Raw genomic sequence first — 13124 nt, forward strand, 5'->3', positions numbered from 1 at the left:
CGCGCACAAGTCTTTCTCCTCCGTGCTTTGCCGACGCCGTCTAGCCGCCCTGTCTTTGTCAAATGGCGGAATGAATGGAATCGATCGGTATCGTCGCTCCACAAAAAATGCATTTCACCGAGCCGTTGCGTCTGCAGAACGGCAGCTCGCTCGCCAGCTACGACCTGATGGTCGAGACCTATGGCACGCTCAACGCCGCGCGCAGCAATGCGGTACTCGTGTGTCACGCGCTGAACGCGTCGCATCATGTCGCGGGCGTCTATGCGGACAATCCGAAAGACATCGGCTGGTGGGACAACATGGTCGGCCCCGGCAAACCGCTCGACACCAACAGGTTCTTCGTGATCGGCGTAAACAACCTCGGCTCGTGCTTCGGCTCGACGGGTCCCATGAGCATCGATCCTGCCACCGGCAATCCATACGGCGCGACGTTCCCCGTAGTCACGGTTGAAGACTGGGTCAACGCCCAGGCGCGCGTCGCGGATCAGTTCGGCATTACACGCTTTGCCGCTGTGATGGGCGGCAGCTTGGGCGGCATGCAGGCGCTCGCTTGGAGCATGATGTATCCGGAGCGGGTCGGTCATTGCATCGTGGTGGCGTCGACGCCCAAGTTGTCGGCGCAAAACATCGCGTTCAACGAGGTGGCGCGCTCGGCGATCCTGTCGGACCCCGACTTCCACGGCGGCAACTACTACGCGCATAACGTGAAGCCGAAGCGCGGCTTACGTGTCGCACGAATGATCGGCCACATCACGTATCTGTCGGACGACGACATGGCCGAGAAATTCGGCCGGTCGCTGCGCCGCGCCGAGGGCGCGCTCGACGCATACAATTTCAACTTCGACGTGGAGTTCGAGGTGGAGTCGTATCTGCGCTATCAGGGCGACAAGTTCGCCGACTACTTCGACGCCAACACCTATCTACTGATCACGCGCGCGCTCGATTACTTCGATCCGGCCAAAGCCTTCGAAGGAGATCTGACAGCGGCCGTTGCCCATACAACGGCAAAGTATCTGATCGCGAGCTTCACAACCGACTGGCGTTTCGCGCCGGCCCGTTCGCGCGAACTCGTGAAGGCGCTGCTCGATCACAAGCGCACCGTCACCTACGCGGAAATCGACGCGCCGCACGGTCACGACGCCTTCCTGCTCGACGACGCGCGCTATCACAACCTGATGCGCGCCTACTACGAACGCATTGCGAACGAGGTGAACGCATGAACCAGCGAGCTCTGGACTATCTGGCGCTGCGCCCGGACTTTCGCGCGATCGCCCGCTGGGTCGAACCGCGCGCCACGGTGCTGGATCTCGGCTGCGGCGACGGCTCGCTGTTGTCGCTGCTCACCGAGGAACTGGACGTGCAAGGCTACGGCATCGAGATCAACGACGCCGGCGTGCTGGCCGCGACGCAAAACGGCGTCAACGTGATCCAGCAGAATCTGGAAGACGGCCTGCGCCTCTTCGAAGACGGCAGCTTCGACTTCGCAGTTCTGTCGCAGACATTGCAAACCATTCACCAGACCGCCGCGATTTTGCGCGAGACCGTGCGGGTCGGCCGTGAATGTATCGTGTCGTTCCCGAACTTCGGCTACTGGGCGCACCGTCTTTCCGTGCTGCAGGGACGCATGCCGGTGTCGAAGTCACTGCCTTATCAATGGCACAACACGCCGAACGTGCGGGTGCTGACCATCAAGGACTTCGAGGCGCTCGCGCCCGAAGTCGGCATCGAAATTCTGGACCGCGTGGTACTGCACGACGGTCAGACGGTGCGATGGGGGGTGAACTGGCGTGGTAGTCTTGCGGTCTATCGCGTCAAGAAAAGCTAACGCAAGTTATCCACATGTCGAACCCGCCGCACGAGGCGCCTGCACTTACCGCTCACGAAGAACATCCCGGCTGGCGCGCGTTTTTTAATACGCGCATGCTGATCTGCGTCTTTCTCGGCTTTACGTCGGGACTGCCGCTGTTCACGCTCGTCTACCTGGTGCAGGCGTGGTTACGCTCCGAAGGCGTCAATCTGAAGGAAATCGGCCTCTTTGCGCTGATCCAGTTCCCCTACACCTGGAAATTCATCTGGGCCCCGTTGATGGACCGCTACGTCCCGCGCTTTCCGGGCTGGCGCCCGGGCAGACGGCGCGGCTGGATGCTCGTCACGCAGATTCTGGTCGCGGGCGCCATCGCAACGTTGGGCTTCGTTTCGCCGCGCGACTCGATCTGGACCGTCGCGGCATTGACGGCGCTGGTTGCGTTCTTCGGCGCAAGCCAGGACATTTCGATCGACGCATACCGGCGTGAGTTGTTAAGCGACACGCAACAAGGCCTTGGCAACGCGGTGCACGTGAATGCCTACAAGATCGCAGCGCTAGTACCCGGGTCCCTCGCACTCATTCTGTCGGATCATTTGCCGTGGACTACCGTGTTCATGGTCACCGCAGCGTTCATGGTGCCCGGTATGGTGATGACGCTCGTTGTGCGCGAACCCGAAGTGCACGGCACGCCGCCCAAGAATCTGCGCGAAGCGATCGTGCAGCCGTTCCGCGAATTCCTCGAACGTGACGGCTGGCGCGGCGCGCTGTTCGTGCTCGGCTTCATCTTTCTCTACAAGCTCGGCGACACGATGGCAACGACGTTGTCCACGTCGTTCTTCCTCGACATCGGCTTCTCGCGCACGCAGATCGGCGTGATCGCGAAAACCACGGCGTTCGGTGCGAGTCTCGCGGGTGGAATCGTCGGCGGTATCTGGCTGATGAAAATCGGCATCGGGCGAGGTTTGTGGATCTTCGGCATCCTGCAGATGGTGTCGACGCTCGGCTTCGCATGGCTCGCGCATCTCGGACCCGCCTCGCCCGGTTTGATGGCGGTCTATGACATCGCCGTGTGGATAAGCGAAGGTACGACGCGGCTGCTCGCCTTCGTCGGCGTCGACTGGTCAGTGCAACTCGAACCGCGCTCGGTCGCGCTCGCGCTGGTCTACGGTTTCGAAACCTTTTCTACTGGTCTGACGATGGCGGCTTTCACCGCGTACATCGCCAGCACCACGGACCCGCGTTACACGGCCACCCAGTTCGCGCTCTTCACAAGCCTCGCTTCGGTGCCGCGCACGCTGGCTTCGGCGGCGAGCGGCTACGTGGTGGCAAAGATCGGCTGGTTCGACTACTTCATTGTCTGCACGGCGCTGGCCGTGCCGGGCATGCTGCTTCTGTTGCGCATTGCGCCGTGGAGAGACAGGTCGTGAAGGTGCGTCTCCCGAAGCGGTTGTTGTCGCCGGTCCCGCGCGCTGCGTGGTGCAAGGCCCGCCGCGGGTTGCATGCAGCGTTGAGCCTTGGCTTTCTGAGCCTGTTGAGTGCCACCGCGACCTCCGGCGCCTATGCTGCCGCGGCAGCGCTCCCCGCGGCTGCGGCCCCGGCTACTGGTAACAGTGCCACCGCCGGCACGTCCGCTAATGCAACAACGGCTGCACCGCCGGCGCCGGTCACGAAATCCGCAGCGCCAATCGCCGGTACGGAAAGCGCCACCTCCGCGACACCGGCCGCGAGCAGTGCGGCCAACGCGACACCCTCCGGGAGCGGGCAGGCCGCAGGCACGTCGCCCGGTGCATCGGCGCAACCACCCGCTATGGCGCGAACCCCGACGGCAACGTCTTCGCCCACTGGCGCGGCCAAACTCCCAGCGGGCGCGACCGCGTCGGCGCCTTACAGCCCGAACAATCAATTGCGCTTCGGCGGCTACCTCGTGTTCCGTAATCTGGTGCCGTCGCCGGTGCTCGAGGCGCAAGCCGCAGACGAGTTCAGCCAGATCGCGTACGGCGCGGAGCACGCAAACCGCCTCTACGGCGACACTGACGCGCACGTGACACGTGTGCGCTCGATCGTCGACAAGATGGTGCCGTACTCGCTCAAATGGAACGAGCGGGCGAAGGGTTGGAAGTGGGATGTCGCCGTGGTGCGCTCGCCCGACGTTCGTATGTACTGCCTGCCAGGCGGCAAGATTGTCGTGTACGGTGGGCTGCTCGACCGCGCGCATCTGAACGACAACGAACTCGGCATGCTGATCGGCCACGAGATCGCGCATGCGCTGCGTGAACATGCGCGGGAGCGGCTCGGTCAATTGCAGGCGAGCCAGCTCAATTCGTCGGGCACGATTCCACAGCTATTCGGTCTTGCGGATCTCGGCATGGCGCCGCTCGGCATCGGCTCGCGCCTGCTCGAAATGAAGTACGAGAACACTGACGAGACCGAAGCCGACGTGATCGGCAGCGACATCGCCTCTCGCGCGGGCTTCGATCCGCGCGCGGCAGTCACGCTTTGGGACAAACTCGCTCAGGCCACGCGCAGCAATCGCGAGCAGGGCTTCATCTACGTGCACCCGTACACGCCGGCCCGCCGCGAAGACATCATCAAGCGATTGCCCGATATGCTGCCGCTCTATGCGAAAGCCATCGGCAAGACCGTGGATGCGCTCCCGGACTACGCCGGCATGGGCCGCCCGCGCCGCAAGCTCGCGCGCGACTAAGACGGCTCGAGCAATTCCGCACGAGTCCCGTCAGACGTTGCTCACAATCGAGCTACACATGTTCCAGCCGCCTGGCGACGAACGCGAAATTCACTTCTTCACGTCGTGGTCGTAGTCGACCGTGAGCGGCGCGTGGTCGCTGAACTTGATGTCGCGAAACACGTCCGTGCGTTTCGCCTTGCTCGCGATGCCCGGCGTCGCGATCTGGTAGTCGATCCGCCACCCCACGTTCTTCGCATAGGCCTGGCCGCGGTTGCTCCACCACGTGTATTGCTCCGGCCGCTGATCGAGGGTGCGGAATACGTCCACGTAACCGACTTCGTCGAACAGCTTGGTGAGCCACGCGCGCTCTTCCGGCAGGCAACCCGAATTCTTCTGGTTGCTCTTCCAGTTCTTGATGTCGATTTCCTTGTGGACGATGTTCACGTCGCCGCACACGATTACTTCGCGCTCGCGGGCAAGTTCGGCGAGATGCGGCATGAATTCGTCCATGAAACGGTATTTGGCCTGCTGGCGCTCGTCACCGCTCGACCCTGACGGGACATACACCGAGACGATCGACAGCTTGCCGAAACGCAGTTCGACGTAGCGTCCTTCCGGATCGAACTCCTCGCTGCCGAAGCCAATCACGACTTCGTCCGGCTCATGACGCGTATAGACGCCCGCGCCGCTATAGCCCTTCTTCACGGCGTGCTGGAAATAGCCGGTGAAGTCGTGCGGCGCGAGGAATTCCGGCGTCATGTCGTCTTGCGAACATTTGATTTCCTGCACGCAGAGCACGTCGGCATTCTGCTCGCCAAACCAGTCGAAAAAACCCTTCTTCGCCGCTGAGCGGATGCCGTTCAGGTTGGCGGTAATCACACGCAACATGTCGTTCCTTTATCTTCAATTCGTTTGTGAGATTCGTTCGAGGCGAACGGCGAAAGTCACTCGACCTCGACGCCCTTCAGCGATTCTTTCGGGGGCGGATATTCCAGCTTGAGCGCTTCGAACGTACGCAACAGCAGTTCGGCGACCATCAGGTTGCGATGCGTTTTCGAGTCGGCGGGAATCACGTACCACGGCGCGTATTCGGTGGAAGTCGCGGCGAGGGCGTCGCGATACACGGCCTGATACTTGTCCCACTGTTTGCGCGCGTCGAGATCCGAGACGTCGAATTTCCAGTGCTTGGTCGGGTCGTCGATCCGCGCTTGCAGGCGCGCGCGCTGTTCGTCTTTCGAAATATGCAGCATGCACTTGACGATTGTCGTGCAACTGTCAGCGAGCAACTCCTCGAACTGCCGGATGTGTCGGCAACGTGCGTTGAACGCGTCCTCATCGAGCGAGCCGAGGACGGTCGGCACCAGCAGATCTTCGTAGTGGCTGCGGTTGAAGATAGTTAGCTCGCCGGCAGCAGGCGCCTGCGAATGGACGCGCCAGAGAAAATCATGCGCGAGTTCCGCGGGCGTCGGCGCCTTGAACGGCACAATCCGCAAACCGAGCGGATCGACTTCGTGAAACACCGCGCGAATCGTGCCGTCCTTGCCGCTCGTGTCCATGCCTTGAAGGACCAGCAACACGCGTCGCTTCTGCTGCGCGTGCAGGCATTCCTGCAAGCTGTCGAGCTTCGCGCCAATTTCTGACAGACGCTCGCGGTCGGTGTCTTTCGATCCCGTCGAAAAAGGTTTTGCAGCGGGATCGAAATCGTCGAGCGAAAACTTGTCGTTCTTCTTGGTCTCGAAATAAGGCACGCGGAAATCGTCGAGTTCGGGTTGCTTCGCCATCCACATACTCCGTGATCTGCGTTCAGCGGCTCGCAAAAGCGCGGCCGCGAAATGAAACGGGCCGTTGCCTCCAACTTTCGTTTCCGGCAACAGCCCGCTGTCGCCAAAGCGCGAGCGCTTCAGCCGTATTTTCTCTTCAACCGCACTTCACTTCAGCTTCAGCCACGCTCCGGCTCACGACAGCTTTTTCTTCAGCAGTTCGTTGACCTGCGCCGGATTGGCCTTGCCCTTCGTCGCTTTCATTGCCTGACCGATCAGCGCGTTAAACGCCTTCTCTTTGCCTGCGCGGAACTCCTCAACCGACTTCTGGTTCGCAGCGAGCACTTCGTCGATGATCGCTTCAAGCGCGCCCGTGTCGGAAATCTGCTTCAAACCCTTCGCTTCGATGATGCGGTCGGCGGCGGCTTCGTCTGTGGCCTTCTCTTCCCAGATCGCGAGGAAAACTTCCTTTGCGATCTTGTTGGAGATCGTGCCGTCTGCAATGCGCTGCAGCAGCAACGCCAGTTGCGCGGACGACACAGGGCAGCCCGCCATATCGAGGCCTTCGCGATTCAGTTGCGACGACACCTCGCCCATCAGCCAGTTCGCCGCGACCTTGGCATTGCCCGCGCCGAGCTTGACGACCACCGCTTCGTAGTAGGCGGCCATTGCCTTGCTCGACGTGAGCACGTTCGCGTCGTACGGCGTCAGGCCGTATTGCGACACGAAGCGCTGCTGGATCGCTTCGGGCAACTCCGGCATTTCGCTCTTCACGCGCGCCACCCACGCCGCGTCGACCACGAGCGGCATGAGATCGGGATCGGGGAAATAGCGGTAGTCGTGCGCGTCTTCCTTGCTGCGCATGGAACGCGTTTCACGCTTATCCGGATCGTATAGACGCGTTTCCTGCACCACCGTCCCGCCGTCTTCGATCAGTTCGATCTGACGGCGCACCTCGTACTGGATCGCTTCTTCCAGAAAGCGGAACGAGTTGAGGTTCTTGATCTCGGCGCGTGTGCCGAACTCCGCCTGACCGACCGGACGCACCGACACGTTCGCGTCGCAACGGAACGATCCTTCTTGCATGTTTCCGTCGCAAATGCCGAGCCAGGTCACGAGCGTATGCAGCGTTTTTGCGTATGCGACGGCTTCTGCCGCGCTGCGCATTTCAGGCTCGGTGACGATTTCGAGCAGCGGCGTGCCCGCGCGATTCAGGTCGATGCCCGTCATGCCCGCGAAGTCTTCGTGCAGCGACTTGCCTGCGTCTTCTTCCAGATGCGCACGGGTGAGATTGACGACCTTTGAATACGCTTCCTTGCCCGCTTTCTCGTTGGCCGGCACCTGAATCGTCACCTGGCCGCCCTGCACGACGGGAATTTCGTACTGGCTGATCTGATAACCCTTCGGCAGATCGGGATAGAAATAATTCTTGCGCGCGAAGATGCTGCGCGGCGCAACCGTTGCACCGATTGCAAGGCCGAACTGGATTGCGCGTTCTACAGCGCCGCGGTTCATCACCGGCAACGTGCCCGGCAACGCGAGATCGACGGGGCTCGCCTGCGTGTTGGGCGCAGCGCCGAATTGCGTCGGGGAGCCCGAGAAAATCTTCGATTGCGTGGACAACTGCGCGTGGGTCTCCAGACCGATCACGACTTCCCATTGCTTGGTCATGGTGCTCACACTCCTGCCGGTGCCTTACGGTGCCAGTCGGTCGCGCGCTGGAACGCGTCGGCCACCTGCAGCATCCGGGCTTCATTGAAATAGTTGCCGATGATCTGCAATCCCACGGGGCGCTGCGCGTTCGCGCCCGCGCCGAAGCCGCACGGCACGCTCATGCCGGGCAAGCCGGCGAGGCTCACCGACAGCGTGTAGACGTCGGCGAGATACATCTGCACCGGGTCGTCGCCCTTCGCACCCAAATCCCACGCCACCGACGGCGCGACCGGGCCCATGATCACGTCACACTGCTTGAACGCTTCCTGAAAGTCCTGCGCGATGATGCGGCGGATTTTCTGCGCCTGCAGGTAGTACGCGTCGTAATACCCGTGCGACAACACGTAAGCGCCGACCATGATGCGACGTTTCACTTCCGGACCGAAACCTTCGGCCCGCGACTTCTTGTACATGTCGAGCAGGTCGCGATATTCCGCGGCGCGATGGCCAAAGCGCACGCCGTCGAAACGCGACAGGTTCGACGACGCCTCCGCCGGCGCGATCACGTAGTAGACCGGGATCGACAGCTCGGTTTTCGGCAACGACACTTCGACGAGCGTTGCGCCGAGAGCTTCGTATTCCTTCAACGCGGCGTCGATAGAAGCGCGCACGTCGTCGGCGAGACCCGCGCCGAAATACTCTTTCGGCAGGCCGATGCGCAGACCGGCGAGCGGCTTGCCAGCGCCGTCCTGTTTCCACGGCTGGCCGAGATAGCGCGTGTAGTCTTCGTCGTCGCGCACGAGGCTCGTCGAATCGCGCTCGTCGAAGCCGGCCATGGCGTTGAGCAGTGTGGCGCAATCGGCGGCGCTTTGCGCCATCGGACCTCCCTGATCCAACGACGACGCAAACGCGATCATGCCGTAGCGCGACACGCGGCCGTACGTAGGCTTGATGCCGGTGATCCCCGAGAACGACGCCGGTTGACGGATCGAGCCGCCGGTGTCGGTGCCGGTCGCGGCGGGCGCGAGGCGCGCGGCGACCGCCGCCGCGGAACCGCCCGACGAGCCGCCCGGTACGGCCTGACGATCCCACGGGTTTTGCACGGGACCAAAGTACGAATTTTCGTTGGACGAGCCCATCGCGAATTCGTCCATGTTGGTCTTGCCGACGCAAACCATACCCGCCTTCTGCAGACGCTCGACCACCGTTGCGTCGAACGGGCTTTCGTAGTTCGACAACATTTTCGAACCGGCAGTGGAGCGCCAGCCCTTGGTGACGAACACGTCTTTGTGCGCGATGGGCAGGCCGGTCAGCGGACCGCCGTGGCCCGCGTGAAGCAGCGCGTCCGCTGCCTTTGCCTGCGCGAGCGTCAGGTCCGCGTCGACCTGGATGAAAGCGTTCAGGCTATTGGCCGCGTCGATGCGTTTGAGATAAAGCTGCGCCAGTTCGACGGCGGAGCATTCCTTCGCCGCCAGTGCGGCGCGCAGTTCGGTCAGACTTTTTTCATGCATTGCGTTTTGTCCTGGAAAGCGCGGCAGCGCGGATCACGCTGCCGTGGAGGCGTTCGACTGCGCGCCAGCGAGCCCGGCCGAGGTGTGGGCTCCCATCAGCGCCGCGAGCGACGGTCGTGAAACGGCATGCCATTTCACGGCCCGCGGGCCGCAGGTCGCGCCGGGCTCGCCACGCGGGTCTTACTCGATCACCTTCGGCACGAGATACAGACCGTCCTGCACAGCCGGCGCGGGACGCTGGAAAGCTTCGCGTTCGATCGTTTCGGTCACCGCATCGTCGCGCAGGCGCAGGGCGACGTCTTCGATCTGTTCGATCGGATGGGCAAGCGGTGCGATGCCTGTGGTATCGACCGCCTGCATCTGCTCGACGAGGCCAAAAAAGTCGTTGAGCTGGGCAAGCGTGTGTTCGGCGTCGGCGTCGGCCAGTTCGAGCCGCGCGAGATGCGCGATGCGCTTAACATCGGTCAGGGTCAAAGCCATGCAGTCACCGGAAAAAGTGGCAGACCGCCGCAACGCGAAAAGAGCGCTGCGACAGTGCGTTACGACGCGGGAGGATGACCTCGAAAAAGGGGCCAGCGGCGGCAAAAAGTGCCGTCCGTTTCCTTCAAAACATCCAAAATTATAAGGTATCATTACGCGTTCGACCCAAACCCGGACCGACTTACCAAGGCCTTTCTGGACAATTCGTAAAGATAGTTCGGATATTTTTGACTCGGCCTTGCTTCGGCCTCCGGTAGACTCCCTCGCAGCTTCAAGTTCCGGTGGCGCCGCTTCGCCCGGTTGAAGCTGTTATTTTTTCCGCTGCCGCTCTGCGCATCGTTGCGAGGGCCGGCCCCAAGCGAGACAGGATTTTGAATGTTCGGTTTTTTGCGCAGCTACTTCTCCAACGATCTGGCGATTGATCTAGGCACCGCCAACACGCTCATCTACATGCGTGGCAAAGGCATCGTTCTCGATGAACCGTCGGTGGTTTCGATCCGCCAGGAAGGCGGTCCGAACGGCAAGAAAACCATTCAGGCAGTCGGCAAGGAAGCCAAGCAGATGCTTGGCAAGGTGCCGGGCAATATCGAGGCGATCCGTCCCATGAAAGACGGCGTGATCGCCGACTTCACGGTGACCGAGCAGATGATCAAGCAGTTCATCAAAACTGCTCACGAGTCGCGCATGTTCTCGCCGTCACCGCGCATCATCATTTGCGTGCCGTGCGGTTCGACCCAGGTCGAACGCCGCGCCATCAAGGAAGCTGCACACGGCGCCGGCGCTTCGCAGGTATATCTCATTGAAGAACCCATGGCCGCCGCTATCGGCGCGGGCCTTCCGGTGTCGGAAGCTACCGGCTCCATGGTCGTCGACATTGGCGGCGGCACAACCGAAGTCGGCGTGATCTCGCTCGGCGGCATCGTGTACAAGGGCTCCGTGCGCGTGGGCGGCGACAAGTTCGACGAAGCTATCGTCAACTACATCCGCCGGAACTACGGCATGCTGATCGGCGAGCAAACCGCCGAAGCCATCAAGAAGGAAATCGGCTCGGCCTTCCCGGGTTCCGAAGTGAAGGAAATGGAAGTGAAGGGCCGCAATCTGTCGGAAGGCATTCCGCGCAGCTTCACCATCTCCAGCAACGAAATTCTCGAAGCACTGACCGATCCGCTCAACCAGATCGTATCGTCGGTCAAGATTGCGCTCGAACAAACGCCGCCGGAACTGGGCGCGGACATCGCCGAGCGCGGCATGATGCTGACGGGCGGTGGTGCGCTGCTGCGCGATCTGGACCGCCTGCTCGCCGAAGAAACCGGTCTGCCGGTGCTCGTCGCTGAAGACCCGCTAACGTGCGTCGTGCGCGGCTCGGGCATGGCGCTCGAGCGCATGGACAAGCTCGGCAGCATCTTCTCGTACGAGTAAGCGAGCGAGATCGATGTCAGTAGCGCGGATCTGGCAAACGGCCCCTTGCGGGCCGGTTTGCCGTTGGCTGGGCCAACCAGCCTCCGTACGCTGAACCCGCGTTTCCAGCGCGCCGCCGCCTCACCCAACCGCTTACGCCCCCGGCGCCGACCATGGAATACAGTCCGCCGCCCCTGTTCAAGCAAGGCCCATCCGCTCTCGCCCGACTGTTGTTTTTCGTCGTGCTCGCGCTGGCTTTGCTGATCTCCGACGCACGCTTCAAAACGCTCGAAATCGTTCGGGGCGTGCTCGGCGCGGGTCTTTATCCGTTGCAACGCGCGGCGCTCGTGCCGCGCGACGTCTTCATGGGCGCCGCCGATCTGGCCGTGACCAGCGCCACGCTGCGCAGCGACAACGAAAAGTTGCATACCAGGAACCTCCAGCTCGCACAGCAGGCGAACACGGCCGCTGAGCTATCCGCTGAAAACACCCATTTGCGGGCGTTGCTGCAACTTTCACAACGTGCGACCACGCAATCGCTGCCTGCGGAAATCCAGTACGACACACGCGATCCGTTCACGCAGAAGGTCGTAATCAATCGCGGCGCGCAGCAAGGCATACAGAACGGTTCGCCGGTCGTCAACGAAGACGGCGTGATCGGCCAGGTTACGCGCGTGTTCCCGCTACAGGCCGAAGTGACGCTGCTCACCGACAAAGACCAGGCCGTGCCGGTGCAGATCGTTCGCACCGGCTTGCGCAGCGTGATCTACGGCACGCCGAAGGGCGACACGCTCGATCTGCGCTTCGTGCCGATCAGCGCCGACGTCCAGACGGGCGACGAACTCGTCACGAGCGGGCTCGACGGCGTGTATCCGCCGGGGCTGCCGGTCGCCAAGGTGGTCCGTGTCGACAAGCAGGCGGACACCGCATTTGCGCGCGTCATCTGCCTGCCTATCGCGCCGGTGCGCGGCGCGCGTCAGTTGCTGGTGCTGCGCTACGTGGCCGACGTGCCGCCGCGTCCGGCCGAAGAGCCGGAACTGTCGGCTAAAGACGCGAAGGCAAAGAAAGGCGCGAAAGCGGCAGACAGCAAGGCCGCCGCCGACAAATCCGCCAAACCAGCAGAAAAGCCGGCCGCTGACAAGAACGCCACCAGGCCTGCGGCAAGCGCACCTGGCCAGGCAGGTAAAGCGGCGCCCGCCGACCAGAAGCCCGCTGCGTCAAAGAAGCCCGCCGCCGTCGAAAAAGCCGGGCCACAAGCCGCGCCGGGGGTGAAGCCATGAACCGTCCGCAATACATTCTGCAGCCGGTCAATCCGTACTTCATCGCGTTCAGCCTCGCTGCGGCCTTTCTGCTGAACCTGATGCCGTGGGGCCGCCTGATCGGCGTGCCCGACTTCGTCGCGCTCGTGCTGCTGTTCTGGAATGTGCATCAGCCGCGCAAGGTCGGCATGGGGATCGCGTTTTTCCTGGGTCTGCTAATGGACGTGCACAACGCCAGCCTGCTGGGCGAGCACGCGTTGGCGTACACGCTGCTGTCGTATGGCGCGATCACGATCCATCGCCGCGTCCTGTGGATGTCGCTCGGCGTGCAGACTTTCGCCGTCATGCCGCTGCTGGTGATCGCTCAACTGGTGCCGTTCGTCATCCGTCTGCTGACGGGCGCGGCCTTTCCCGGCTGGGGTTATCTGATCGACGGGTTCGTCGAAGCCGCGCTGTGGCCCGTCGCGAGCCTGCTGCTGCTGATGCCGCAACGCCGGCCAGCCGACCCCGACGACACGCGGCCGATTTAACAAGGCGTCGAGCGCGCGGGCGGTCCTCATGGAACTCATC

12 protein-coding genes are annotated in these 13124 nt (G+C 62.4%); 7 read left to right on the forward strand and 5 right to left on the reverse strand.

Going from position 1 to position 13124, the window contains the following annotated elements; genetic code table 11:
• Positions 1-74 precede the first annotated feature (74 nt).
• From metX to BCA01S_RS34745, 4 genes are read left to right on the forward strand one after another with little or no spacing between them, the layout of a single operon-like run.
• Positions 75-1220: a homoserine O-succinyltransferase MetX gene (metX, locus tag BCA01S_RS10150; RefSeq protein WP_027776801.1), complete on the forward strand. Its 1146-nt coding sequence runs from the start codon at positions 75-77 to the stop codon at positions 1218-1220.
• Complete coding sequence (metW, locus tag BCA01S_RS10155; protein ID WP_020067251.1) at positions 1217-1825, forward strand: methionine biosynthesis protein MetW; 609 nt, start codon at positions 1217-1219, stop codon at positions 1823-1825. The genes metX and metW overlap by 4 nt, the downstream gene beginning before the upstream one ends.
• A gap of 14 nt (positions 1826-1839) precedes the next feature.
• The gene (locus BCA01S_RS10160; RefSeq protein ID WP_027776802.1) at positions 1840-3234 is read left to right on the forward strand and encodes an AmpG family muropeptide MFS transporter; all 1395 of its coding nucleotides are present in this window, start codon (positions 1840-1842) and stop codon (positions 3232-3234) included.
• 2 nt (positions 3235-3236) lie between these two features.
• Positions 3237-4511, forward strand: coding sequence for a M48 family metallopeptidase (locus BCA01S_RS34745; RefSeq protein ID WP_425176385.1), 1275 nt, complete (start codon positions 3237-3239; stop codon positions 4509-4511).
• A 90-nt stretch (positions 4512-4601) separates the two neighbouring features.
• On the opposite strand, the gene BCA01S_RS10175 is transcribed toward BCA01S_RS34745, so the two are convergent.
• The 5 genes from BCA01S_RS10175 to gatC form a co-directional block, all read right to left on the reverse strand.
• Positions 4602-5381: an exodeoxyribonuclease III gene (locus BCA01S_RS10175; RefSeq protein ID WP_020067255.1), complete on the reverse strand. Its 780-nt coding sequence runs from the start codon at positions 5379-5381 to the stop codon at positions 4602-4604.
• Between the two features lie 56 nt (positions 5382-5437).
• Positions 5438-6274 (reverse strand): PPK2 family polyphosphate kinase, encoded by an 837-nt coding sequence (locus BCA01S_RS10180; RefSeq protein ID WP_027776805.1) that lies wholly within the window; start codon positions 6272-6274, stop codon positions 5438-5440.
• A 174-nt stretch (positions 6275-6448) separates the two neighbouring features.
• Positions 6449-7924, reverse strand: coding sequence for an Asp-tRNA(Asn)/Glu-tRNA(Gln) amidotransferase subunit GatB (gene gatB, locus BCA01S_RS10185; RefSeq protein ID WP_027776806.1), 1476 nt, complete (start codon positions 7922-7924; stop codon positions 6449-6451).
• Positions 7925-7929: 5 nt separating this feature from the next.
• The gene (gene gatA, locus BCA01S_RS10190) at positions 7930-9417 is read right to left on the reverse strand and encodes an Asp-tRNA(Asn)/Glu-tRNA(Gln) amidotransferase subunit GatA (RefSeq protein WP_020067258.1); all 1488 of its coding nucleotides are present in this window, start codon (positions 9415-9417) and stop codon (positions 7930-7932) included.
• Between the two features lie 180 nt (positions 9418-9597).
• On the reverse strand, positions 9598-9897 hold the full coding sequence (gene gatC, locus BCA01S_RS10195; RefSeq protein ID WP_027776807.1) for an Asp-tRNA(Asn)/Glu-tRNA(Gln) amidotransferase subunit GatC: 300 nt from the start codon (positions 9895-9897) through the stop codon (positions 9598-9600).
• Between the two features lie 375 nt (positions 9898-10272).
• Between gatC and BCA01S_RS10200 the strand changes: the two genes are divergently transcribed.
• The 3 genes from BCA01S_RS10200 (at position 10273) to mreD (ending at position 13084) form a co-directional block, all read left to right on the forward strand.
• Positions 10273-11316 (forward strand): rod shape-determining protein, encoded by a 1044-nt coding sequence (locus BCA01S_RS10200; protein ID WP_004189550.1) that lies wholly within the window; start codon positions 10273-10275, stop codon positions 11314-11316.
• 152 nt (positions 11317-11468) lie between these two features.
• A complete protein-coding gene (mreC, locus tag BCA01S_RS10205; RefSeq protein WP_027776808.1) occupies positions 11469-12575 on the forward strand; it encodes a rod shape-determining protein MreC in 1107 nt (368 codons plus the stop codon).
• Positions 12572-13084 (forward strand): rod shape-determining protein MreD, encoded by a 513-nt coding sequence (mreD, locus tag BCA01S_RS10210; protein ID WP_020067261.1) that lies wholly within the window; start codon positions 12572-12574, stop codon positions 13082-13084. Before mreC ends, mreD begins: the two co-directional genes overlap by 4 nt.
• Positions 13085-13124: the final 40 nt, after the last annotated feature.

The sequence above is a fragment of the Paraburkholderia caledonica NBRC 102488 genome (assembly GCF_000685095.1).
GTDB lineage: Bacteria > Pseudomonadota > Gammaproteobacteria > Burkholderiales > Burkholderiaceae > Paraburkholderia > Paraburkholderia caledonica.